The organism is Pantoea sp. USHLN298, from assembly GCF_037149395.1.
GTDB lineage: Bacteria > Pseudomonadota > Gammaproteobacteria > Enterobacterales > Enterobacteriaceae > Pantoea > Pantoea astica.
Map to the genome: position 1 here is coordinate 568829 of NZ_JBBCRO010000002.1, position 25668 is coordinate 594496.

At 56.0% G+C, this 25668-nt stretch carries 19 protein-coding genes and 1 tRNA gene; 3 read left to right on the forward strand and 17 right to left on the reverse strand.

Translation table 11 applies throughout. The features are described 5' to 3' along the window. Window positions 1–31: 31 nt before the first annotated feature. Window positions 32–1450: an alkaline phosphatase gene (phoA, locus tag WFK59_RS07375; protein ID WP_262287631.1), complete on the reverse strand. Its 1419-nt coding sequence runs from the start codon at window positions 1448–1450 to the stop codon at window positions 32–34. Between the two features lie 243 nt (window positions 1451–1693). Here phoA and WFK59_RS07380 point away from each other — a divergent pair. Together WFK59_RS07380 and WFK59_RS07385 are read left to right on the forward strand one after the other, a co-directional pair. Further along, a tRNA-Ser gene (locus WFK59_RS07380) sits at window positions 1694–1781 on the forward strand. A gap of 388 nt (window positions 1782–2169) precedes the next feature. Next, the gene (locus tag WFK59_RS07385) at window positions 2170–2727 is read left to right on the forward strand and encodes a serine acetyltransferase (RefSeq protein ID WP_336755483.1); all 558 of its coding nucleotides are present in this window, start codon (window positions 2170–2172) and stop codon (window positions 2725–2727) included. 359 nt (window positions 2728–3086) lie between these two features. On the opposite strand, the gene phoH is transcribed toward WFK59_RS07385, so the two are convergent. From phoH to putP, 5 genes are all read right to left on the reverse strand, one after another. Continuing rightward, window positions 3087–3875, reverse strand: coding sequence for a phosphate starvation-inducible protein PhoH (gene phoH / locus WFK59_RS07390; RefSeq protein ID WP_031376423.1), 789 nt, complete (start codon window positions 3873–3875; stop codon window positions 3087–3089). Between the two features lie 583 nt (window positions 3876–4458). Beyond that, on the reverse strand, window positions 4459–5733 hold the full coding sequence (gene efeB / locus WFK59_RS07395) for an iron uptake transporter deferrochelatase/peroxidase subunit (protein ID WP_336755486.1): 1275 nt from the start codon (window positions 5731–5733) through the stop codon (window positions 4459–4461). Window positions 5734–5735: 2 nt separating this feature from the next. Continuing rightward, entirely contained in the window at window positions 5736–6848 is a 1113-nt protein-coding gene (gene efeO, locus WFK59_RS07400; protein WP_233987849.1) for an iron uptake system protein EfeO, read from the reverse strand. A gap of 52 nt (window positions 6849–6900) precedes the next feature. Further along, window positions 6901–7728 (reverse strand): iron uptake transporter permease EfeU, encoded by an 828-nt coding sequence (efeU, locus tag WFK59_RS07405; protein ID WP_336755489.1) that lies wholly within the window; start codon window positions 7726–7728, stop codon window positions 6901–6903. Window positions 7729–7921: 193 nt separating this feature from the next. Next, entirely contained in the window at window positions 7922–9406 is a 1485-nt protein-coding gene (gene putP, locus WFK59_RS07410) for a sodium/proline symporter PutP (protein WP_233987847.1), read from the reverse strand. Between the two features lie 448 nt (window positions 9407–9854). Here putP and putA point away from each other — a divergent pair, with 448 nt between their 5' ends. Next, window positions 9855–13802 (forward strand): trifunctional transcriptional regulator/proline dehydrogenase/L-glutamate gamma-semialdehyde dehydrogenase, encoded by a 3948-nt coding sequence (gene putA / locus WFK59_RS07415; RefSeq protein ID WP_336755491.1) that lies wholly within the window; start codon window positions 9855–9857, stop codon window positions 13800–13802. Window positions 13803–15585: 1783 nt separating this feature from the next. On the opposite strand, the gene WFK59_RS07420 is transcribed toward putA, so the two are convergent. From WFK59_RS07420 to fliB, 11 genes are all read right to left on the reverse strand, one after another. Continuing rightward, the gene (locus tag WFK59_RS07420) at window positions 15586–15714 is read right to left on the reverse strand and encodes a hypothetical protein (protein ID WP_336755492.1); all 129 of its coding nucleotides are present in this window, start codon (window positions 15712–15714) and stop codon (window positions 15586–15588) included. Further along, the gene (locus tag WFK59_RS07425) at window positions 15707–16807 is read right to left on the reverse strand and encodes an acyltransferase family protein (protein WP_442956300.1); all 1101 of its coding nucleotides are present in this window, start codon (window positions 16805–16807) and stop codon (window positions 15707–15709) included. The genes WFK59_RS07420 and WFK59_RS07425 overlap by 8 nt, the downstream gene beginning before the upstream one ends. A gap of 466 nt (window positions 16808–17273) precedes the next feature. Continuing rightward, a complete protein-coding gene (tcyN, locus tag WFK59_RS07430; RefSeq protein ID WP_233987844.1) occupies window positions 17274–18026 on the reverse strand; it encodes an L-cystine ABC transporter ATP-binding protein TcyN in 753 nt (250 codons plus the stop codon). Then, window positions 18023–18691 carry a cystine ABC transporter permease gene (tcyL, locus tag WFK59_RS07435; RefSeq protein WP_094121744.1) on the reverse strand — a complete coding sequence of 223 codons (669 nt, stop codon included), beginning with the start codon at window positions 18689–18691 and terminating at the stop codon, window positions 18023–18025. Before tcyL ends, tcyN begins: the two co-directional genes overlap by 4 nt. Beyond that, entirely contained in the window at window positions 18691–19491 is an 801-nt protein-coding gene (tcyJ, locus tag WFK59_RS07440; protein WP_233987843.1) for a cystine ABC transporter substrate-binding protein, read from the reverse strand. The genes tcyL and tcyJ overlap by 1 nt, the downstream gene beginning before the upstream one ends. A gap of 111 nt (window positions 19492–19602) precedes the next feature. Beyond that, complete coding sequence (locus tag WFK59_RS07445) at window positions 19603–20589, reverse strand: D-cysteine desulfhydrase (RefSeq protein ID WP_233987842.1); 987 nt, start codon at window positions 20587–20589, stop codon at window positions 19603–19605. A gap of 190 nt (window positions 20590–20779) precedes the next feature. After that, a complete protein-coding gene (fliZ, locus tag WFK59_RS07450) occupies window positions 20780–21283 on the reverse strand; it encodes a flagella biosynthesis regulatory protein FliZ (RefSeq protein ID WP_233987841.1) in 504 nt (167 codons plus the stop codon). A 50-nt stretch (window positions 21284–21333) separates the two neighbouring features. Then, on the reverse strand, window positions 21334–22056 hold the full coding sequence (locus WFK59_RS07455) for an RNA polymerase sigma factor FliA (protein ID WP_233987840.1): 723 nt from the start codon (window positions 22054–22056) through the stop codon (window positions 21334–21336). Window positions 22057–22197: 141 nt separating this feature from the next. Then, window positions 22198–23166 carry an HNH endonuclease signature motif containing protein gene (locus WFK59_RS07460; protein WP_233987839.1) on the reverse strand — a complete coding sequence of 323 codons (969 nt, stop codon included), beginning with the start codon at window positions 23164–23166 and terminating at the stop codon, window positions 22198–22200. Window positions 23167–23366: 200 nt separating this feature from the next. Then, a complete protein-coding gene (locus WFK59_RS07465) occupies window positions 23367–24197 on the reverse strand; it encodes a glycosyltransferase family 25 protein (RefSeq protein WP_336755493.1) in 831 nt (276 codons plus the stop codon). 112 nt (window positions 24198–24309) lie between these two features. Then, window positions 24310–25512, reverse strand: a complete 1203-nt coding sequence (gene fliB / locus WFK59_RS07470) for a flagellin lysine-N-methylase (protein ID WP_336755494.1) — start codon at window positions 25510–25512, stop codon at window positions 24310–24312. Window positions 25513–25668 lie beyond the last annotated feature (156 nt).

Sequence of the window (25668 nt, forward strand, 5' to 3'; positions counted from 1 at the left end):
GCGGGGTGGTTTCCACCACCCCGACCCGGTTTTACTGACCGGGCAGCTTCAGCCCCATCGCATTCCCCAGGGTAAAGAACAGATCGGTTTGATCGGTCAGTCCCACCACGTTACCGGCATGTGGCCCATACGCCGCAATACGCAATTGTGAACCGGTATGTTCCTGCGAATCCTCTTCTGAATTGCCATAGCTGATGGTCATCACCGCGCCGTCTTTGGTGTTCAGCGCCTGCGTCAGGCCCGGCGCTTTGGTGCCGTTCTCGACGATCTGACTGCTGTGAGCATGATCGGCCGTCACCACCACCAGGGTATTCCCCTCTTCACGCGCAAATGCCAGCGCCTGCTGGACCGCTTCATCCAGATCCACCGTCTCGCCAATTTGTCCGCACGGATTGGCGGCGTGATCCTGCTTATCTATTGAGGCGCCTTCCACCTGCAGGAAGAAACCATCGGGATTGTGACGCAGCAGGTCGATCGCTTTAGCGGTCATCTGTGCCAGCGTAGGCGTCGACAGCGGGCGATCTTTATTCACTTCGCAGGTTACCACCGGCTTATCGATATTGCCGTGATAGCTGGCTTTGGGTCCCTGCCAGCGCACCGGCATGTTGCCAGGCGAGAACAGGCCCAGCAGCGGTTTCTTCTGGTCGGCCTGGGTTACGGCATTGAGTCCCTGCCAGTCACTGACCAGCTGATAGCCCAGCGCCTGCGCCTGCTCGTTCAGGGTTTTACCCTGATACTCGCCCGCTTTCGCCACCTCAGCAAAGGACTTCGCGCCACCGCCCAGGGTCACGTCCGGGCGGGTTTTCAGTAATTGCTCGCTGATCGACCCTTTACCACCCTGCTCTAAAGCGTTGGTTGGACAGAGTTCGCTGGTCTTTTCTGGTCCGTAGCATTTACGTGAGGTGACGTGTGAGAACAGCACGGCGGGCGTCGCATCCTGTAATTCAGCTGTCGAAACGTCACCGGTGGCTTTGCCCGCCGCTTTCGCCAGTTCCAGCAACGTCATTTGATCCTGACCATTTACGTCAACGCTGATCGCACCGTTATAGCTTTTGGTGCCGGTCGCCCAGGCGGTGGCTGACGCGGCAGAGTCAGTGACGTAATTGGGCTTATGGGTTTTCTTGTCTAACGAATAGTGGGTGTACTGGCCGGTCAGCGGCAGCGCATCGATGCCTTTAAAGAAGCCGCCCGCCCCTTCTGCCAGGTTACGCGCCGCAGTAATTTCAGAGTCGCCCATCCCGTCGCCAATCAGCAGGATGACGTTTTTTGCGGTGCTATTGCGTAACGAGGCTTTTAACGCCTCAGTCTGATCACCGGTCAGCCTACGCGCCCCGCCGTGCTGGCTGATATCACCCTGCGCCGCGCGGGAAGCAAGGTCGGTATCTGCCAGGGTCGGCGTGGCGATCACGGAGGCGAGCAGAGAAAGGGTAAACAGAGGAAGCTTTTTCATTAATCGATCCTTGTAAGCAAAAAATACCAATGATTTCAGTCGGTAATTTTGCGACGATCGGGTGATCTTTTTGTGTCATCCGGGTTTCAGTTTGATGACAAAACCGGCGTAGCGAACAAGGCTAAATCGATTCGTTCAGAGGTTAAGCGAATAGAACAAAAGAGAAAAATAGTGCTTGACCCTTTTCAGCCGACTCCCTATAGTAGCGCCCCGTTGACCCGGCGCGGTCAATGGAAAAAATGTGGTGAGGTGTCCGAGTGGCTGAAGGAGCACGCCTGGAAAGTGTGTATACGGCAACGTATCGGGGGTTCGAATCCCCCTCTCACCGCCACATTCAAAGAAGAGCCTGAACGAAAGTTCAGGCTTTTTTTTATGCACAATTCAGAGAGGGGGGTGAGAAGCCCCGCCGGGGTTCGACAACGGGCGCAGCCCGTTGAACAGCGGAGCCTGCGACGCTGCCCGCAGGGCGAGCGCTACAAGGTGCGAAGCTATCCTGCCCTGGCGATCCGTTATCAGCACTCTCCAGTTCCGCAGCCCCCTTATATAAGCCAATCCTTTGTTCATTATTGTTATTTGAGACTGTTAATTAAACTTCCAATATCGTTAATTCGAATGACTTTTATTTAACTCTGTTTTAAGGTAAATGACCTGGCGCAAAAAGTGTTTACTGAAGCCTGCTAATATACGCGGTTAATTATTTGAAAGTCGCAGATAAAAACATGAAAAAAGATGAATTAAAAAAACACCTGCATGAATGCTTACGCCGCGAAGTTATGATAAGTGATAAACCCTTTAGCTGGGTACGTACGTTCCACAAGGCGTTTAAGTGTCCGGACAGGCGGTTTAACTTCTGGTGGCGAATTGTTTCCTTTTTATACAATTCCGACAGCAGGTTATTAAAAAAGATGGCGCATAGAATTAATAGAAAATTAATTCAGAAATACAACACTGAGATTCAGCCAGGTACCCAAATAGGACCAGGTTTAAAAGTCAGTCACTTTTTATCGGTAGTGATCAATGGATGCACCGTTATCGGCTGCAATTTTAAGATCCGCCAAAACTCAACCATCGGCATCTCCGGTCGCTCAGATAACAGCATGCCAGTCCGCATTATCATTGGCGACAACGTTGAAGTCGGGGCCGGAAGTTGCATCATCGGCGACTCACTGATCATAGGAAACAACGTGACTATCGGAGCCATGTCATTTATCAATCAGAACATCCCCGACAATAGTGTTGTTTACACAGAAAAAATGCAGGTTATCAGGCCTGAATGATTTTCTGACGCTTCTTTAACCTTGCTAAAATGTCTGTTGAGTTTAATGATTACAGGTAAACCGCCCTAATCGCTATCCTGCAAAGAGTGACGGCAGCGACTAAAGCTGAATAGATCAGCGTTGCCAGAGCAAGCCTGCAATTCGCTGCCGTAAAGTGGTTAGCTGCTCTTAATCCATATTACCTGTTTAAATTAAGGTTCAGGCTGTGCCGTATTTAACAAGGTAACGTCATATGACCTGACCGGTAATATTATGTCGACACCTGACGCTCACTGCGGCGCGTTATCATTACCAATAAAGACAAAAAGAAAACCCGGCCGAAGCCGGGTTTGGGCGCTACACTTCTACTCAATCAAACGCTAGCTATACGCGTGCAGGGTGCGCTGACACAGCGCAGAACGCACACAATCCTCTTTGCCAAAACGTACGATGCCAACCATCTCGTCCTCTTCGAAACGCGCCAGCGCGTCTGCGAGACCGGAAGGCACCCCAGCGGGCAAGTCGCACTGGGTAATATCACCATTGACAATGACCGTGACGTTTTCGCCCAGTCGGGTCAGGAACATTTTCATCTGGGCGGCGGTGACGTTCTGCGCCTCATCCAGGATAACAACCGCATTTTCAAAGGTCCGGCCGCGCATATAGGCGAACGGAGCGATCTCGACCTTGGCAATTTCCGGGCGCAGACAATATTGCATAAAGGATGCGCCGAGCCGTTTAACCAGAATGTCGTACACCGGTCGGAAATAGGGCGCGAATTTCTCAGAGATATCGCCGGGAAGGAATCCCAGATCCTCATCGGCCTGTAATACCGGGCGCGTAACGATAATCCTGTCAATATCCTTATGAATCAGGGCCTCTGCCGCTTTCGCAGCGCTGATCCAGGTTTTGCCGCAACCGGCTTCACCGGTGGCAAAGATCAGCTGTTTCGTTTCTATGGCGTTGAGATAGTGCGCCTGAGCTTCATTACGGGCTTCAATCGGTCCCCGGTCACGCACATCGCGCGCCATACCAATCGAGTCCAGCCCACCCATTTGCACCAGCGAAGTGACCGATTCTTCTTCACGCTGACGATGACTCCGGGAGTCATTGCGAAGCACTCGTCTTGCTTCCCGACGCGCTTTGATCACTGCTTTCTGTCTTCCCATAGTGGCACCTTACAGTTGGTTTCATTTCCCGCGTCAGGCGAATTGCCCGTTGCGATTACGTGAACGCTTTAGAGGTTTCAGTTGGCTTCCTTTAGAGCCGTGACAGGCCATGAAATCAGGCATGCAGCAGCACCACAGCGTTGCTGTACACCGGTAAAAAAAGGATGCGAAATGACAAGAGAGAACGTTGAAGAGAGGAGGATATGACGAGGCAGAATAGCCCTCGCGGTTAAGCGTAATCTATTTACTGATACAGACTTTCCATAAAAGAATCGACCCATGCGCGAACTCCAGTGTGATACATCAACACGTCTGATTACGCTTACTGATTAAAGTGCACCATTTTATTGGCGCTTTGCAACAGTAATTTTACTTCATGGCAAAGTAATTGCGAATTGCGCAGGATAACTTTAGCCTCAACAAATAACAATATCCATAAAAATCATATAGTTGTTTTATTCTGTCACACTAAAGATCGCGTTAAAATTTCAGTAAAAGCTGAGCCAGGAACCGCCCCGGCTCGCTGTTACGCCAAAAAAAAGCGCTGTCCGGGGCCAGACAGCGCGATGTGGATGAAATTTAATCAGGCTTCCAGCAGCGGCTGGGCTAAATAATGATTCGCATCGGTGACGCCGGGCAGAACAAAAAAATAGCCGCCGCCAAACGGCCGGATATATTCTTCCAGCGCTTCGCCATTCAGACGCTTCTGGACCGTAATAAAACCCTTTTCCAGATCGTGCTGATAACAGACGAACAACAGCCCCATCTCCAGCTGACCGGAAGCGGAGATGCCGGCAGAATAGCTGTAGCCGCGACGCAGCATCAGGCTGCTGGCGGTTTCCGGCGTACGCGGATTTGCCAGCCGGATGTGCGCATCCAGCGCAATCACCTCGCCTTCCGGATCGCGCTGATAATCGGGGATATCGCGTTCATGCTGCATACCCAGCGGCGCCCCGCTCAGCTTATCGCGGCCAAAAATGGTCTGTTGCTCGCCCAGCGGCGTACGGTCCCACATCTCAACGTGAAAACGGATCAGGCGCACCGCCTGATAGCTGCCGTTACGCGCCCAGGCGGGTTCATCCTGATCGTCCGTCACCCACAACAGCTGATTCATCAGCGCCCGATTGTGAGTATCCGGATTGGCCGTCCCGTCTTTGAAGCCCAGCAGGTTGATGGGCGTCTCCTGCCCCTGGCTGCGCGCCGCGTGATCGGAGATAAAGCCTTCACGCCGCCAGCGTACGCCAAGCAGGTCAGGCGTATGCTTGATGATATCCCGCAGGGCATGAATCACCGTATCCTGAGTGTTGGCACAGAGCTGCAACAGCAGATCGCCATGACACTGACTGGCATCCAGCGAATCATTGGGAAAGCGAGTCATCGGCTGCAATTTTTTCGGCTTGTGCGGCGCCAGACCAAAGCGTTCATCAAACAGCGAATGGCCGACCGACACGGTAATGGTCAGGTTATCCGGCGCGATGGTCGCGCCCAGAATACCGGAATCCATCGGCGGCAGGCGGGGATTGGTCACCACAGGTGCCGGACCGCCCGCCGTGAGAAAAGCGATGCGCTGCGTCAACAGGCGAAACAGCCGTTCCAGCTCCGCTTTATCGCTGCTCAGCAGATCGAACGCCACCAGCATCATTGATGCCTGCTGTGGCGTCACGATGCCTGCCTGATGCGGACCGTAAAACGGCTGCGTCTGCTGCCGTGCCTGCGACGTTACCGTACCCGGTGAGAAGCTGTCGGCGGCGGCGTGAAACGGGCAACCGCCACCCAGTGCGGCCGCCCCGCCCAGCAGGCCCAGCCCTTTTAGTAAACGACGACGCGCGGGCTGCGCGTCATCTTCCTGACGACTCATGATTAATCCAGACCCAGGGTGCCACGCAGTAATGAAAGATCTTCCGCCAGCGCGGTAATCGGTCCTTTCAGCGCATTACGATCGGCGCTGGTCAGTTTCTCATAGGATTCGAAACCGGTTTTGGTGCGATATTTACTCAGAATCGCATCCACTTTTTTGAAGTTGCCGTCGATTTTCGCCAGTAACTGCGGGTTAGCCTGGCTGACCATCGGCCGCAGCAGCTCAACAATTTTCTGCGCACCGTCAACGTTGGCCTGGAAGTCCCACAGGTCAGTGCGGCTGTAGCGATCTTCTTCACCGGAAATTTTGCTGGAGGCGACCTCTTCAATCAGCCCAGCCGCGCCGCCAACCACTTTGGCTGGCGGGAAGGCCAGTTCGCTGATGCGGGTCTGCAAATCTTTAACGTCTTTATTCAGCTGATCCGCGTAGCCGGCCATCCCTTCGGTGCTGCGATCGGCGAACAGCGCTTTTTCCAGCCGGTGGAAGCCGGTAAATTTAGGATCTTCCGCTTTCTTCTCATAATCATCTTCACGGGCGTCAATGCTGCCGTCGAGATCGGAGAACAGCTCAGCAATTGGCTCAATGCGCTCATAATACTGACGCGTCGGAGCAAACAGCGCTTTGGCTTTTTCGACATCGCCAGCTTTGACCGCATCGGTAAAGGCCTGGGTATGGCTCACCAGCTGGCTCACCTGCTCAGTGACGTAGGCTTTGTAGGCGCTGATTGGGCCGACCAGTTGCATCCGCTCAGAAGGCGCACTTTTTGCCGCACCCTCACCTTCCACTACCAGCTTACCTTTCGGGTTGCTCAACAGGCCGCAGGTCATCTCATATTCGCCCGCCTGCAGGTTGGCAGTCAGTTTCTGGCTGAAGCCTGGCGCGATATTTTCGCGCTCTTCGACCACCATTACTCCTTTCAGGATCTCCCACTCCAGCGCTTTCTGGCTGTTGTTTTTAATCAGGAACTGGGTTTTACCGGCCTTGACGGTTAAGGTCATTGGCTCACACTGCTTGTCATTAACCGTTACGGTCACCTGTGGCACCGCCGCTGCCGCGGAGGCAGAGATCGCCAGCAGAGGAAGCAGCAGTGCCTTGCGGCGAAAACGCATTGTCATATCTCTTTCCCTATCACGTTAATGAGCGCGGCTGGCGCGCCCGATAAATGGCTTAGCGCACCGTCGCCGACGCAGCAGGCCGCGCGGGCATAAAAAACAGAATCAGGGCCGGGATCAGATAGAGGCACCACACCGCCACTTCGCTGACGCTGGGAGCTTCCTGATAACCCAGCACGCCTTCCAGCAGCGTGCCGAACAGCGAGTGGGTCGATAAGGTGTTGCTGAGATCGAACGCCACATCCTGAAAGCAATTCCACAAACCGGCTTCGTGAAAAGCGCGAATCGCCCCGGCGGCCAGTCCCGCCGCAACAAACAGGATGAAGATGCTGGTCCAGCGGAAGAAATGGGCCATGTTGAGGCGAATCCCGCCCCAGTAAAGCAGCATTCCCAGCACCACAGCGGTCGCCAGCCCGAGCACTGCGCCAATCGGCGGCGCGTAGCCGACATCCTGAGTAAAAGCCGCCAGCAGAAAGAACACTGACTCCAGCCCTTCACGCGCGACCGCCAGGAAGACCATCAGCACCAGCGCCAGGCCGCCGCGTCCTGAGCGCTGTAGCGCCTGGTCCACCGCCTGCTCCAGTTCGACCTTAATGTTGCGCGCCACTTTGCGCATCCAGAACACCATTGAGGTCAGGATCACCACCGCCACCAGCGCCACCAGCCCTTCAAACAGCTCCTGCTGTTTCTGCGGAAATTCGCCGGTTGTCGCGTTGATGAACAGGCCCAGCCCCAGGCAGAGCGCTGCGGCGATAAACACCCCGGCCCACATGGCGGGGAACCACTGAGTGCGCTGGGTGCGCTTCAGATAGCTGGCGATCAGGCTGACAATCAGTGCGGCTTCTAACCCTTCGCGCAGCATGATGAGAAACGGAACAAACATCGCCAACCTCTTGAATGTTAAGCAGCGTCAATGAAAGTAAAATCAGGTAAAGTGTAAACGATACCGATTATCATTATCGCCACGAAAAAAACAAGTTGCCGGATGAGATAATTTCGCATTTGAGTGGTTTATCTTTGTAACAAAAAAAAGCCCGCCGGGATCACCGGGCGGGCTTTTTCAGACCGTGCGGAGTTTATTTCGTCTGGAACTCCGCTTCTGCCGCGTCAAAGCGCTGTTGCGCTTCGGCTGAAGGTTCACGACCCAGCAGGCTGAACACGACAATGGCGATGCTGGCGAACAGGAAGCCTGGGATGATTTCATACAGTCCCAGCCAGCCATACTGTTTCCACACCAGCACGGTTAATGCGCCGACGATCATGCCAGCCAGTGCACCGTTGCGGTTCATCCGCTTCCAGCAGACACCAAACAGCACCACTGGCCCAAAGGCTGCACCGAAACCTGCCCAGGCGTAGCTGACCAGGCCCAGCACCCGGTTTTCCGGATTCGACGCCAGCGCGATCGCAATCAGCGCCACCAGCAGCACCATCAGACGTCCGACCCACACCAGTTCCTTCTGGCTGGCGTTCTTACGCAGAAAACCTTTATAGAGATCTTCCGTCAGGGCGCTGGAGCAGACCAGCAGCTGACAGCTCAGGGTCGACATCACCGCGGCCAGAATGGCTGACAGCAGAATACCGGCCACCCACGGGTTGAACAGGATACGTGCCAGCTCAATAAAGACCCGCTCGGCGTTATCGTTGACGCCGGAAGCCAGCGTCGGGTTGTTCTGGAAGTAAGCGATACCGAAGAAGCCTACGCCAACCGCACCAATCAGACAAAGGATCATCCAGGCCATGCCGATACGGCGCGCGGTACGGATTGAACGGTGCGAGTCTGCCGCCATAAAGCGCGCCAGAATGTGCGGCTGACCAAAATAACCCAGCCCCCAGCCAAGCAGCGAAATCACCGCCACAACGTTAAGCCCTTTCAGCATGTCGAGGTTTTCGAGGCTTTTCGCTTCGATCACCGCCAGCGAGTCAGACCAGCCGCCCACCGCGATAATCACAAACACCGGCGTCAGGATCAGCGCGAAAATCATCAGGCTGGCCTGCACCGTGTCCGTCCAGCTCACCGCGAGAAAACCGCCGACCAGCGTATAGAGAATGGTGGCGGCAGCACCGGCCCACAGCGCCGTCTGATAACTCATGCCGAAGGTGCTTTCAAACAGACGCGCGCCCGCCACCACGCCCGAAGCGCAATAGATAGTGAAGAACACCAGAATGACGATTGCCGAGATGACGCGCAGGATTTTGCTGTGATCTTCAAAACGGCTGGTAAAGAAGTCCGGTAGCGTCAGGGCGTTGTTGTGATGCTCGGTCTGCACCCGCAGACGACCGGCAACGATTTTCCAGTTCAGCCAGGCGCCAATGGTCAGGCCAATCGCAATCCAGCTTTCCGAAATGCCGGAGATGAAAATGGCTCCCGGTAATCCCATCAGTAGCCAGCCGCTCATGTCTGATGCCCCAGCCGAGAGTGCCGTCACCACGCTGCCGAGACTGCGACCGCCAAGGATGTAGTCATCGAAGTTTTTGGTTGAGCGGTACGCCACAAAACCGATTAGCACCATCCCAAGAATATAAACCACAAAGGTCACCAGCATCGGTGTACTTAGACTCATCTGTCTCTCCACTTATTATTTGATATCCCAGAGAAATCGCCAGCTGCCTGCTTGCCGGAACGGGGCAAAACGGACCGATTATCCTCGTCAGGGCGTTCGCCGTTTCCCTGCGGCGCGGTATCCTGCCGGAAAGGCGTTCCGCGCACAATGGATTTAACACAGGCGTTACAGCGATTTCACTAACCGATTGCGAAAATGTGCTCAGAGGTTGCACTCGCTCACAGATCTCAAGTTGCACCCTGGCACAACCTCACAGAAAGCGCGGTTTACCGGGCCTGCCAGATTGGCGAGGATCTTGCAGCAATATCCGTGCCGGTCTGCAAAAGTTAACAATCGGCGGCATTAAAAGGGTGTTAACTGGCTCACATTTAACACGGTTGCACAAAGTTGCAACTTCAGTGATAGTGCAGCCACGCCGTATCGAACCACTATAAGGAGCACTGGATTCATGGGTACAACCACCATGGGTGTAAAACTGGATGACGCGACTCGCGAGCGCATCAAACTGGCTGCCCAGCGTATTGATCGCACGCCACACTGGCTGATTAAGCAGGCGATCTTCAACTACCTCGGCCAGCTTGAGTCGGGCGATTCACTGCCTGAAATCCCGTTATCCGGACAGGCAACCGTGGAGGCGGATGAGGTGCTGACCGAGGAAGCGCATCAGCCGTTCCTGGACTTCGCAGAGCAGATTCTGCCGCAGTCGGTGACCCGTTCCAGCGTGACCGCCGCCTGGCGTCGCCCGGAGACCGATGCGGTGCCGATGCTGCTGGAGCAGGCGCGCCTGCCCGCGGCGCTGGCCGAAAAAACGCATCAGCTGGCTTATCAGTTAGCCGATAAGCTGCGGCACCAGAAAGGGGCAACCGGACGCGCTGGTATGGTGCAAAGCCTGCTGCAGGAGTTCTCTTTATCCTCGCAGGAAGGCGTCGCGCTGATGTGCCTCGCCGAAGCGCTATTACGCATTCCGGACAAGCCCACCCGAGATGCGCTGATCCGCGATAAGATCAGCAACGGCAACTGGCAGTCGCATCTTGGACGCAGCCCGTCACTGTTCGTGAATGCCGCCACCTGGGGACTGCTGTTTACCGGTCGCCTGGTCTCTACGCATAATGAAGCCAACCTGTCGCGCTCGCTGAACCGCATCATTGGCAAGAGTGGCGAACCGCTGATCCGCAAAGGCGTCGATATGGCGATGCGTCTGATGGGTGAGCAGTTCGTCACGGGCGAAACCATTGCTGAAGCGCTGGCTAACGCCCGTAAGCTGGAAGAGAAAGGTTTCCGTTACTCCTATGACATGCTGGGTGAAGCGGCGCTGACCGCCAGCGATGCTAAAGCCTATCTGATCTCCTATCAGCAGGCGATTCACGCCATCGGTAAAGCGTCGAATGGTCGTGGCATTTATGAAGGCCCGGGCATCTCGATTAAGCTGTCGGCGCTGCATCCGCGCTATAGCCGCGCCCAGTATGAGCGGGTGATGGAGGAGCTCTACCCTATTCTGAAATCGCTGACGCTGCTGGCTCGTTCCTATGACATCGGCATCAACATCGATGCGGAAGAAGCTGACCGGCTGGAGCTGTCACTCGACCTGCTGGAAAAACTCTGTTTCGAGCCGGAACTGGAAGGCTGGAACGGCATCGGCTTTGTCATCCAGGCCTATATGAAGCGCTGTCCGTTTGTGATTGACGAGCTGATCGATCTGGCGCAGCGCAGCCGTCGCCGCCTGATGATCCGTCTGGTCAAAGGGGCCTACTGGGACAGCGAAATCAAACGCGCCCAGATGGAAGGGCTGGAGGGCTATCCGGTGTATACCCGTAAGGTCTACACCGATATCTCTTATCTGGCCTGCGCCCGTAAACTGCTGGCGGTGCCTAACCTGATCTACCCACAGTTTGCCACCCACAACGCCCATACGCTGGCGGCGATTTATCAGTTGGCCGGTAACAACTACTATCCCGGTCAGTATGAGTTCCAGTGCCTGCACGGCATGGGCGAACCGCTGTATGAGCAGGTGGTCGGTAAAGTGGCGGACGGCAAACTGAATCGTCCCTGCCGCATTTATGCCCCGGTCGGCACGCACGAAACGCTGCTGGCTTACCTGGTGCGTCGCCTGCTGGAAAACGGTGCCAACACCTCCTTCGTTAACCGTATTGCGGATACCTCGCTGCCGATTGATGAGCTGGTTGCCGATCCGGTCAGCGCGGTGGAGAAGCTCGGGGCCAGCGAAGGCGCCATTGGCCTGCCGCATCCGAAGATCCCCCTGCCGCGCGATTTGTACGGTGCTGAACGCGTCAATTCAGCCGGTCTGGATATGGCCAACGAACATCGTCTGGCCTCACTCTCCAGCGCCCTGCTGAGCAGTGCCGCGCAGCCGTGGCTGGCGCAGCCGATGATTGAAGGTGAACCGGGCGACGGGGAAACCCGCACTATCATTAACCCGGCGGCGCCAAACGATGTTGTCGGCCAGGTGCGTGAAGCGACAGAGCAGGAAGTCTCGCAGGCGCTGGACGCTGCGGTCAACAGCGGACCGATCTGGTTCGCCACGCCGCCGCAGGAGCGTGCCGCGATCCTGGAACGCGCCGCGCAAATCATGGAAGGCCAGCTGCAGCAGCTGATTGGCATTCTGGTGCGTGAAGCGGGCAAAACTTACAACAACGCCATTGCCGAAGTCCGTGAAGCGGTCGACTTCCTCTATTACTACGCCGGTATGGTGCGGGAAGATTTCGATAACGAAACCCACCGTCCACTGGGTCCGGTGGTCTGTATCAGCCCGTGGAACTTCCCGCTGGCGATCTTTACCGGACAGATTGCCGCAGCGCTGGCAGCGGGCAACAGCGTGCTGGCCAAACCGGCGGAGCAGACACCGCTGATTGCGGCGCAGGCGGTACAGATTCTGCTGGATGCGGGCGTGCCGGCGGGCGTGCTGCAACTGCTGCCTGGCCTGGGTGAGACGGTCGGCGCGCAACTGACCGGTGACGATCGGGTTCGCGGCGTGATGTTCACCGGTTCAACCGCGGTCGCCACGCTGCTGCAACGTAATCTGGCGGGTCGTCTCGACCCACAAGGTCGTCCGACGCCGCTGATTGCCGAAACCGGCGGGATGAATGCGATGATCGTCGACTCCTCCGCGCTGACTGAGCAGGTGGTGATTGATATCGTCGCTTCGGCCTTCGATAGCGCCGGTCAGCGCTGCTCGGCCCTGCGTCTGCTCTGCATCCAGGAAGATGTGGCTGACCATACCCTGAAGATGCTGCGCGGCGCGATGGCGGAATGCCGGATGGGCAATCCGGAGCGTCTGTCGACCGATATTGGTCCGGTGATTGATGCCGAAGCCAAAACCAATATTGAGCGTCACATTCAGGCGATGCGCAATAAAGGCTTCACGGTCTATCAGGCGGTGCAGGAGAACCCGCAGGATAGCAAAGAGTGGAGCAGCGGCACCTTTATCAGGCCGACCCTGATTGAGCTGGATAAGGTGACCGATCTGGATAAAGAGGTGTTTGGTCCGGTGCTGCATGTGGTGCGCTTCACCCGTAATGCACTGCCGCAGATTGTGGATCAGATCAACGCCTCGGGTTACGGCCTGACGCTGGGCGTGCATACCCGCATCGATGAGACCATTGCCCAGGTGACGGCGAACGCCCGGGTCGGCAATCTCTACGTTAACCGCAACATGGTCGGTGCCGTAGTGGGCGTGCAGCCGTTTGGCGGCGAGGGCTTATCCGGCACCGGCCCGAAAGCGGGCGGTCCACTCTACCTCTATCGTCTGCTGGCGCATCGTCCGGATGGCGCGCTGCGGCTGACTTTCGATCGTCAGGATGCTATATGCCCTGCCGACACGACGCTGCGTCAGGCGCTGCTGGCACCGCATCAGGCGCTGGCAGGCTGGGCGAAAGAGAAGCCTGAGCTGGCGGCGTTGTGTCAGCACTATGCCGATCTGGCGCAGGCAGGCGTAGTGCGGTTGCTGCCAGGCCCGACGGGCGAGCGCAATACCTTCTCGCTGCTGCCTCGTGATCAGGTGCTCTGTCTGGCCGACAATGAGCAGGATGCTTTAGTGCAACTGGCGGCGGTGACCAGCGTCGGCAGCAAGGCGCTGTGGCAGGATGATGAGTTGCATCGTCGCCTGCTGGCAAGCCTGCCAGACGCAGTGAAAGCCCGTATCACCCTGGCGCACGATCCGTTAAGCGCTGAGTTTGATGCGGTGATCTATCACGGTGATGCCGATCAGCTGCGGACCCTGTGCGAGCAGATTGCGGCGCGTGAAGGCGCGATTGTGTCGGTGCAGGGCTTCGCCCGCGGTGAGACTAATCTGCTGCTGGAGCGGTTGCTGATTGAGCGTTCGCTCAGTGTGAATACCGCCGCGGCTGGCGGCAATGCCAGTCTGATGACCATAGGGTAAGGGGCGCCCGCTGGGGCTGATTGGGTTCGCTGCGCGAACGGGCTGAAAGCGGGTTTCGAGCCGCCGACCGGCTGGTGGGGTTCGCTGCGCGAACGGGCTGGGAGCGGGTTTCGTTCCGCCGGCTGGCTGGTGGGGTTCGCTGCGCGAACGGGCTATGAGAGGTTTCGTTCGCCGGATGGCTGGATGGGGGTCGCTGCGCGAACGGGCTGGGAGAAGGTTTCGTTCGCCGGCTGGCTGTGGCAGTTTCAGCTTCGCCGCTGCCGGCGACCGACAAGGGGGCGCCAGTCGCCGCGCCCCCTTGACCCCGGGCTCCGGCCTGCTTCACCGCCGCTTCGCGGTCCCTTCGCTTCTTCCGGATTTCTTACGGACCGGCCGGGACGCGCCATCCCTGGCGCGGCCCCGCCTCTTCGCGACATCCCTGTCGCTCGTCCTGAAATCCCTCATCCGCTCAGCGCTTCAGACGGCCTCCCCACCCCTCGCTGTTATTTTTGTGTTTCTTTTCAGATTCTCCGTTGCTGTAGGGACTAGCTTCCGCTGCTGTCAGTTTTTTAGTTTGCCAGCGACCACACCGGGCAGAGCCGGATAACCATTCAGGAATTACGTACCGGAGTTTGCCAGACACATCCGTATTCGTGAGCCGCCAGACAATGCCGGGCCACATAACATTTAAGAATTTACAGGCGGGGGGTTGTGAGAGGCGTCCGCAGCGCTGAGGAGTAAGCGAAGGCCAGGAAGAGCCGACAGGACGTCGGCGAAAGGACGGCCTCGCCAGGGACGGCGAGTCCGGACGGTCCGTCGGCCGCAGTGAGTGACGAAGGTACCGCGCGCAGCGTGGCGCGAAGGCAGCCGGACGCCGGGATTGTTAAGGGGCGGGCGGCCGCCCCTTGACGCGTCCGCCCGCTCGGGCAAACTGAAACTCCCCAGCGCCTGGCGGGCGAAACCTCACTCAGTGCCAGACCGCAGCCATGCGTAACCAGCCCCAGCCCGCTGCCAGGCGAAACCCGCTCAGTGCCAGCCCGCCGCTAGCGTAACCTGACCCCAGCCCGCCGCCAGGCGTAATCACCCACTCATCAGCCAGCTCCGAACCGCATGAAAAATGTAAGAAATCACAGACGGGGGTTTGTCAGAGGCGTCCGCAGCGCTGAGGAGTGAGCGAAGGACAGGAAGAGCCGACAGGACGTCGGCGAAAGGACGGCCTCGCCAGGGACGGCGAGTCCGGACGGTCCGTCGGCCGCAGTGAAAGACGAAGGCACCGCGCGCAGCGTGGCGCTAAGGCAGCCGGACGCCGGGATTGTTAAGGGGCGGGCGGCCGCCCCTTGACGCGTCCGCCCGCTCGGGCAAACTGAAACTCCCCAGCGCCTGGCGGGCGAAACCTTACTCAATGCCAGCCCGCTGCCGTGCGAAACCCGCTCAGTGTCAGACCGCAGCCATACGTAACCAGCCCCAGCCCGCCGCCAGGCGTAATCACCCCGTCATCAGCCAGCTCCGGACAGCATGAAAAATGTAAGAAATCACAGGCGGGGGGTTGCCAGAGGCGTCCGCAGCGCTGAGGAGTGAGCGGAGGCCAGGAAGAGCCGACAGGACGTCGGCGAAAGGACGGCCTCGCCAGGGACGGCGAGTCCGGACGGTCCGTCGGCCGCAGGGAATGACGAAGGCACCGCGCGCAGCGTGGCGCTAAGGCAGCCGGACGCCGGGATTGTTAAGGGGCGGGCGTCCGCCCCTTGACGCGTCCGCCCGCTCCGGCAAACTGAAACTCCCCAGCGCCTGGCGGGCGAAACCTTACTCAATGCCAGCCCGCTGCCGTGCGAAACCCGCTCAGTGCCAGCCCGCAGCTATGCGTAACCTGACCCCAGCCCCAGCCCGCCGCCAGGCGAAACCGGCCCCAGCCCGCGGCTAAACGTAACTTACCCACTGCTCGCGCCGCCAGGCGCCCTTTTCATCAGTGTTGGAAACACAAACAGTGACTGCCCCAGTCCACGGTTGGTCAGCGACCAGATCGCCACCGAACAGAGCGAACAGAGGCCCACAATCGCCAGCGGATAGAAACAGGCCCAGAGGAATGAAAACCACGCCTGCTCAAACAGATGGTGGCGCTGTGCAAACAGGATCGCTGACATACCGAAAAACTCGATAAAAATACGGTGTATGACATAGATCTGCAGCGTATTCCGGCCAATCCAGTTTATATAACGCATGCTGAAATGCTGATTCAGCCAGCGGCAGGCGGCAATACTGAACAGCACCGCCAGGATGCACATGAACAGACTCTTATCCAGACCGAATATCGCGTGAATACCCGCCAGCGCGGCCAGGATGGCCCAGGGTGTGTAGTTTTCACGACGCCACTCGCTCAGGCGCAGCATCGTCTGGCTCCAGAACGCGCCCAGCAGGAAGAAAAGGAAATATTGCGCCAGACTCTGTGGGCCCCAGTAGGGAATAATCTTTTCAACTGCCAGGTAGTTCAGCAGAATTGCCGCTGCCATCAGCACCAGTTTATATTGCCGAAACAGTTTGGCGCAGAGGAAATAGAGTCCAAGCCCATATAAGTACCATGACGTACTCATGGCCATAAATGTCAGCTTCAGAAACTCAATCAGCGATCCGGCGTAGGCCGCATTCAGATTCTGTGAAATGCGCTGGCCGGTAATTTCAGTGGAGATACCTAAAATCGACCACCACTGGATGAAGCCCCATAAAATATAGAGATAAAAAAGATTGGTGATGCGGCTGGTAAATACCTGTTTCCAGGGCCGGTTAATAATACCGTTAGTCGCCAGCAGACCCGAAACAAAAAAGAAAGCGGGCATACGTAGCGGCGACAGGACCGTATTAAACTGCACCCATATTTCGGCGGGGATCCATCCGGCAGAGAGATATTTAACTGTTCCTTCAAATCCAGGTAACACCGTGTGGTACAGGACCACCAGTAATATACAGGCCCCTTTCAGGGTGTTTATCCAGGCTATATGTTCGGTTCTGGTATGTTCGATTCTGGTGTCGTTCATTCAATGACTCCGGCTGTGTAGGTCAGAACGCTGAAAAGTAAAAGCGAGGAAATCAGTCGTGCTTTTATGGTTATCCAGCGATTATTCGTCATTGAATCGGTGGTGAATGTAGCGAAAGTCTTAAAAAATCCCGCATGGTCCTGTTGCTACAGTTATTTACGCAGTGGAACCTTTCCTTACACTTATCGTTAAAGCACACGCTGACGCGATTAATTACGCCAGAACAGAGATAAAGGATAATGTTTTCTGATAATCCCGAAAAAATAAATAAGAGGAAGTGGCAATAATAAAAACCACTCTATATCCGATGAAAGGAAAAGATTTGTCAGATGTGCCAAAAGGTTTAACGATGGCTTATTGAACTGTGATAATGCTGAATATCGGCGGCAATAACCGCTACGCTATTCAGCCAAAATCGTGATTTTTAAACAGATTAACGCAGCCCTCCCTGGGGAAGGCTGCGGCATTACTGACTGAGAAATTTATCGAGGAACTGACGGGTTCGCGGCTGCTGTGGATTGCTGAACAGCGCTTTTGCTTCGCCCTGCTCGACGATACGCCCCTGATCCATAAAAATGGCGCGGTCGGCCACGTCACGGGCAAAGCTCATCTCATGCGTCACGATCACCAGCGTGCGTTTCTCCTCGGCCAGCGCGCGGATGGTGTTGAGCACCTCCCCAACCAGCTCCGGATCCAGCGCCGAGGTCGGCTCATCAAACAGAATCACCTCAGGTCGCATCGCCAGCGCACGGGCTATGGCTACGCGCTGCTGCTGACCACCAGAAAGACGGCGCGGATAACTCTCCTCTTTGCCGTGCAGTCCGACTTTTTCCAGCAGTTCACGGGCGCGTGCCACCGCTTCCGATCTGGCTTCGCGTTTAACGATGACCGGGCCTTCAATAATGTTCTCCATCACCGAACGGTGCGGGAACAGATTGAAGTTCTGGAAGACAAAGCCCACCTGCTGACGCAGACGACGCACCTGCTCTTTTTGCTTACTCTGCGCCAGTGCCGCATCAACGGTGATATCGCCCACTTTGATGGTACCGCTGTCCGGCACTTCCAGCAGGTTAATGCTGCGCAGCAGCGTGGTTTTACCCGAGCCGCTGGGACCGATGATCGCCACCACTTCGCCTGCCGCGACATCGAGATCGATGCCGTGCAGCACCGTCTGGCCATTGAAGGATTTCACCAGCTTTCTGACTTCGATGGCACTCATTTCGACTCCTGATCCTGACGATTAACGTGCTGCTCCAGCCGGTTCTGCAGGGCGGACAGCACCGTCGCCATCACCCAGTAAATCAGCGAGGCAGCCAGATACATGGTAAAGACTTCCAGCGTACGCGAGGTAATCAGCTGCGCCTGACGGAACAGCTCCGGCACCTGAATGGTCGCCGCCAGTGAGGTATCTTTAACCAGGCTGATAAAGCTGTTACCCAGCGGCGGCAACGCGGTGCGGGCTGCCTGCGGCAGAATCACCCGGCGCAGGGTTTGCCAGCGCGTCATACCAATACTCGCTGCCGCTTCCCACTGACCACGCTCAATCGCGGAAATCGCGCCACGCAGTGACTCTGAGGCATAGGCCGCCGTATTCAGCGACAGGCCAATCATCGCCGACGGAATCGGGTCCAGTTCAATGCCAAACTGCGGTAAGCCGTAGTAGATCATAAACAGCTGAGCGATCAGCGGCGTACCGCGGAAGATAGAGACGTAGATGCGCGACAGCCAGCTGATCGGCCAGAAGCGTGACAGACGCATCAGCGCCAGAATGAATCCCAGCACCAGGCCGAAGAACATCCCGCCGATGCTGAGTTGCAGCGTAAACAGCGCACCCTTTAATAAAAAAGGTGCTGAATCCAGCACCAGTTGAAGACTTTCCTGCATTATTTCGTCACGTCCGCGCCAAACCATTTCTGAGACAGCTTGCTCAGCGAGCCATCTTTCTGCATTTCAGCGATAGCCTGGTCGATCGCTTTCAGCAGGTCGTCGTTGCCTTTACGAACCGCAACGCCCGATTCCTGACGAGAGAACGCATCACCCGCAACGGCCATGGTATCGCCGGTTTTCTTCACCAGATCCAGCGCGGCCAGGCGGTCAACCAGAATGGCGTTCAGGCGGCCTGAGCGCAGATCCTGATATTTCGTCGGGTCATCATCATAGGTACGCACATCCACGCCTTTCACGTTTTCACGCAGCCACTGTTCGTAGTTGGTGCCCAGACCGACGCCCACCTTTTTACCGGCCAGGTCAGCAGGTTTGGTGATGGTGCCCGCGTTGGCTTTCATGGTCAGCGCCTGAATGCCGGAGATGGTGTATGGCGTAGAGAAGTCATACTTCTTCTTACGCTCATCAGAGATGGTGACCTGGTTAATCACCACATCAATGCGCTTCGCATCCAGCGAGGCCAGCATACCGTCCCATTTGGTCGGTTTCAGACTGGCCTTAACGCCCATATGCTGCGCCAGTTGTTGCGCGAACTCCGCTTCAAAACCGGTCAGCTTGCCCTTTTCATCCTGGAAGCTGAACGGCGGATAAGTGCCTTCCAGACCCACCAGCAGCGTGCCGCGCTCTTTAATTTTATTCAGCAGGTTTTCCGCTGCGAAAGTTTTAACGTTGACGCCCGCGACCAGCGCCACGGCCATGACGCCCATCACCAACTGGCGACGTACAAGAGAAAAGGTCATATTCACCCCATTATTGATTGTGTTGTGTGTAGTTTATAACGGCAACGCTGCGATCCCGCTGCCGGTCTGTCGTGATAACGGCAAGATTATAAACTGTTTTTTTTGCTTGTCTCAGACCGAAGGATGATAAGCAAATAACGCCGGCGCACCGCCAGTATGAATAAACAGCAGTGGCCCTTCACGACGGAAACGGTTCTGACTGATGCCGTCCAGCAGGCCCGCCATCGCTTTACCGGTGTAGACCGGGTCCAGCAGAATACCTTCCAGCCGTGCCAGCAGTTTCACCGCCGCCATGCCTTCGTCGTTTGGCTCGCCGTAGCGCGGCGCAAAGTAGTCATCCCACAGGGTAATCGGTGCCTTAGCCTGCACTTCCAGCGTCTCCGCCAGCGACTGACGCAGCCGCTCAACCAGCGGTAACTGCGCCTCAGTCTGGCGTGAAACGGTGACACCCACCAGCTCGGTCTCCGGCAACAGATGCTCCAGACCCACCGCCAGACCGGCATGGGTGCCGGCACTGCCTGAAGCGACCACCACGGCGGCGAAATCAACCACGCCTTCGCTCTGATGGGCAATCTCCTGCGCGCACTCCACATAGCCTAGCGCACCCAGCGCATTGGAGCCGCCGACCGGCACGATGTAAGGGCGGAATCCCTGGGCTTCAAGCCGCGCAGCCTGCTCAGCCAGCTGTTCCGCAGGGTTGTGCAGCGCATCGACCATGATCACTTCCGCGTCCATCAGCTCCAGCAGCAGCCGGTTACCGTTGCTCAGGTAATTTTCAGCATGGGTACCAATCGGATTTTCCAGCAGCGCAACGCATTTCAGGCCAAGACGGGCTGCAACGGCAGCGGTCTGCCGCACATGGTTGGACTGAATCGCGCCAGCGGTTAGCAGCACATCCGCGCCTTCGCGCAGCGCATCGGCCGCCAGAAATTCCAGCTTACGCAGTTTGTTGCCGCCCATCGCCACGGGCGTGACATCGTCGCGCTTAATGAAAATATCGCGGCCCAGATAGTCGGAGAGTCGCGGCAGGTGCTCTAACGGCGTCGGTGCGCCCAGCAGCTCAAGCCGGGGAAACTGGTGTAACAGATGTAAAGACAATGCTGCCTCCATTCGGGCATTGGAAATTATCCTTACAGTGTTGCAGAAGATGCGAAAAGGATCACTCTGATTCAGGTGGCGTGAGATGCGGTGACAGGCGTGCTCCCCCGCCCCGCCATTTTTTTCAGATTAAAAATGGCAGGAACGCACCGGCGGTGCGCAGGGGGAGCAATGGGTGTGCAGCAGGGATCTAGCCCTGTTGCCACCCTAAAAACTGATCGTATTTGCGCAGAGCAATACGGTAATTGTTATTGCCCGCATCCGGCAGGTCGCTTTCCAGACATTGATGCCAGCTATTGCCCTGTAGCCGATCGGCCGGGAAATTTTTTGCCTTCAGCATGTCGTCAAGCCGACGCAGCCGCACCACGTATTCACGAATGGTGCTGGGGCTCATCTCTGTCTGTTCGAACAGGTACTGTTTGAACGCCATAATGTCGAAGTAATTAGGATGGGTATTGCAAAAAATATCGCTGCAAAAGCGACAGAGAGCAGTCAGTTCTGGCTGAAGTTTCAGCCACAGTGGCTCATCAATCATCTGGTCCATCCGAGCGATGGCCTCTTTATTGATGATCTGGCCGCGAAAAACGAGCGCCATACGATCTAATACCTTGCCACAGTGTGAACAGTTGCTCTGGCTGTGTTTATAGTCTTTAAGATAACGACTTAACGGTCTGGCCTTGGTCTTGGCTCCCATTGCTGAGTCCCCGGTTTCTTATATTTTTGAATCGCCAGGAACTGATACTGCTAGCGCGCTCCCGTAAGTCGGGCCCGCAGGCGTTTAATCGCCTGACTGTGCAGCTGGCTGACACGGGATTCCCCCACATCAAGTACCGCGCCAATCTCTTTCAGGTTCAGTTCTTCCTGGTAGTACAGTGTCAGCACCATCTTTTCACGATCGGGTAACGCTTCGATCGCTTCAATGACGCGCTCACGCAGACTCCCTTCCATCAACTGATGAAGCGGGTTGGCCTCTTCATGCCCTTCCGTCACCAGCTCCGCACTGTCGCCATGTTCTTCCCGATACTCATCGTAGGAGAAGAGCTGACTGTTGTTGGTGTCCAGCAGGATCTGCCGGTACTCCTCCATTGAAACATTCAACTGCTCAGCGACTTCCTGCTCGGAGGCAGCACGACCCAGCGCCTGTTCCACCTTATGCATTGCTCCGGCCACCTCGCGCGCGTTTCGACGCACGCTGCGTGGAGCCCAGTCCCGGCTGCGAAGCTCATCCAGCATTGCGCCACGGATACGCTGCACGGCATAGGTGGTAAAGGCCGTACCCTGTAGCGCGTCGTAGCGCTCCACGGCATTTAACAGGCCGATACCTCCCGCTTGCAGCAAATCGTCCAGCTCAACGCTGGCTGGCAGACGCACCTGCAGGCGCAGCGCTTCATGGCGCACCAGCGGGACGTAGCGCTGCCAGAGCGAATGCTTGTCCATCACGCCTTCGGCGGTATAGAGATCGTTCACGTTGACTACCCTGCGTTAATGAAGTTATCGGCATGATTATCCAATTCTGTAGGGTTATTGATTGGGGGAATAGGCGGGGTAAAACGAGGTTATTTCATTTTTGTTATCTGCAGGGGCAAATCCGTCTGCCCCTGATGTGGACTAGCGTCGCGCCCGCAGCCGCTGGCGGGTGGCGGGAGGAACTGCCGACCACAGGGTGCAGACGCGACCATCAAGTTCCTGATAATAAGGGCTGATGTTTTCCTGCGCCTCGTCACCCGGATGCACCTGAATCTGCCCCGATTCACCATCGATGCTGATCAGCCGATTGATAAACAGTCGTTGTAGATCGCTGCGCAAAAATAAACCGTTATCGATACTGTTATCCGCCAGCACCCCTTCGTCATTCTCCTGCGTGTCGATGTGACACGCTTCCACCCACGGCCAGTTGTGCCGTTCGGTGAGTCGGGTTCCGGTCATCACACAGCCACCGTAACGCGCTTTTACCCCCGCGCTGAACTCCGCCTGACTGGCGCGCTGCAGCACCCGCGCTTTCACCCGGCGCCCCACTTCTGTCCCCGGCATCACCGCCGCCGGGACTTTATGCTGGGGCGTGCTTAACACCACGATGAACTGGATGCGCCGCGACTGCGGAAAGCAGGGATTCGCCTGCGGGTTAAATAGCTGCCAGTAGGCCTCGTCTTCATCCTGATACATCAGCACCAGTTTGTAGCCACGACTGTTGATCAGGTTCTGGGCGGTAGCCGAATGGGGATCGATCATCGCGAACACCTGAGTGCTGCCCATCACTTTCCAAAGATTGTCGCGTTTCTCTTTCTCGCTGCGCCGGAAATAGAGAAAGGAGAGATTCTGCTTCAGGTAGTGCTCAAAGCGGCGCAGATAATTTTTACGTTCATTATCGTTGGCGATGAACAGCAGATCCTCCAGCGGACTGTTGCTCTCTTCCTGCGCAAACACCGCACGGATTTTCAGGGTGCGAAAGCTGGTTGACGGGCTGAGCAGCGCGCGCGCCGTCAACTCCTTCTCCTCAGGATATTGCTGGGCATAGCGCAGCGCGATCTCCTCAAAGGTCAGCCGCTCACCCGGTAACAAGTCATAATTGAAGCGCATAGACACTCCACAAAATAAGGAAAATGGATCAAAAGTGATGTTGTTCTGCAAGGAGTTATCGGCAGGCTGGAGGGGAACTGTAACCGGGTGGTCGATTACGGCGGCGCGGCGGCGGGACCGTCACGCTGCATCAGCCGGGGCATTCAGCGTACGCTGCCGCCCCACGCGTTGAGGATGGCGGGACAGCGCCCGCAGAGGAATCAGTGACTGGAACGGTTTAGTCTGCCTTTGACATCAACAATCGGATGTAAAAGCGGCACCACTGCCCGACGGTAACGATGACGCAATTTTGCTTTTACCGGACGCATCGTCATTAACCTGTCCCAGATCTGGCGTTTTTTTCTGTCGTGGTTTTCCACGTCATCAATCTGCTGGATCGTCGTTTGCTGCGCCACCTCGTGCAGCAATACCGGCGCTGGACAGACCGCCAGTAAACGGAATGCACCCAACTCCTCAAACAGGCACCATTTGTCCGCGGCCATCCAGACCGGATAAAGCAGCTTCAGCAGTCGTCTGGCGGCGTCGAGATTAATCACATAGGCATGAGACGTGGTCGCGCTGTGTACCGGATATAAACTGGCGGCTGGCGTAACCGGTGCAACAACCTTATTAACATATTTATTAACTTGCGATAACAGTACCAGCACAGGGCTATTTTCTGGCAACTGTAATGCGGGGCTGTTTAATATTTCCGGTAACTGTTCAGTTAGCAGCGCGTCATCTTCCAGAATCAAAGCCTGCGCAATGTTTTCATCAACCATTTTCCGGTAAATATTGATATGGCTCAATGCACAGCCTATTTCACCAGGTTTAAACGCATAGTTAACCGGCCGCGTATGCTGAGAAATTTCTTTCTCACTCAGTGCTTTACCGTTAACGGCATCAATAAACTCATAGGCTATTCCTGCCTTATGGCACTGTGCGGAAATCATGGCACGGCGTTCAGTGGATGAAGCGAGGTTGATAATGAAGGTCTTCATTGCGGAGTTATTTACGCCCTGGTAACTAAATGTGTCAGAAACGACAAGCATACCGTTCTCAGGCTTAATACTGAAGATTTAAAAATGCTAAGTCGCACTGAATGCAGAGAAATTAGCCTCATTTGCGAATTTTAAAATTAACCCCGCTAACGCGGGGTCGTATTTACTTCAATAATAACAGCAGTGACAGGTCATCGTTGACTTTGGTTTTATTGATTTCGGCGATGAAGGCAGCGGCAGATTGCGGATTGTGTTTGGTAATAGAATGATAGCTGTAAATGATATTAATCATATCATCTTCGTTCATCTCTCCGACCAGCTCAACATTGGCGGCAATCAGTGATTTAAGTAAAAACCATTCTGCCGTCAGCAGATAGAGGCTGAGTAAGTGGCTACGGCCTTCGTCATTGGGGAAAAAATCATCGTAAATGCGGTACTGAACATAGTTGTTCATTATCCACGGACGTTCGGCGAGCCACGGCATCACTTTATGCTGCCAGGCATGGTCCAGTCGTATCATCGACTGGTGAATGTCATCCGACTGCGCGCCTTCCGCCTGAATATAAATCAGCTTATTTACGTAGTGGTTCAGCGTTGGCCAGCCCCGCTTATCCGCCATGACCCCGAGATAGCTCTGAAGCCTTAACAACAGCGACCACTGCAAATTGTAATCTGGCTTCAACTGTGCAATTTGTTGCCTGATCTCGCCCTGCTCTAAACCCGCCAGCGTTTGAGAAAAATAGTGCTCCATCTGCGCAACCCGATCCTCACTTGCGTTCAGTTTCTCCACGCCCAGCAGGAAACTGGCCAGCGCGTACAGCGCCTCATCAAGCTGAACGCCGCTGAACTTAACAATGTTAAGGCACATCAAATTAAGCAGCTTTTTCTCATGATCGAGATCCTTCGCCTTAAAGCCTTCTGGCAGACGTCTGAGCGTTTCCCCGAACAGCATCGCATCGGGCGAGGCGAAGAGCTGTCGCGTGGCTTCCGGGCAGGATAACGCGAGGGTTCGTTGCTGCTCGGATTTAAAGGTATTCGCCGCTCTTGGGTAGGTGGCGCAGGTAGGACTTAATGCTGATTCACCTAACGTTGCGTGGACTTTACACAACCGGTTTTCATCCATAAAGGCACAGTTACCTGCAGCATTCAGCTTCATCACTCCCCAGCTGGCATGGCTTTTACGGGTCGTGATGATGTTTTCAGCCGCCAGCGTCTTAATTTCAATCCGGGAAGATTTCAGATAACGATTGACCGTCGACTTATCGAGAGTGATATCCCAGCCTTTACAACAGTGGTCGCGGCACGCGCTGCCAATACATTTAAAGGCACTGACAAACAGCGGTTCAACGACAGTGATATTTTTCATTATTTACCTGCTCAACAGAGGCGCTTAACAGAATGCGGCACAGTGTCAGGATAATAAGTCAGCGGGCAGCGATTGATGGGTGGAGAAGCCGCTAAAAAAGCGGCTAATCACAGGCATAAAAAAACCCCGCCGAAGCGGGGTTTGACGTTCAGAGTA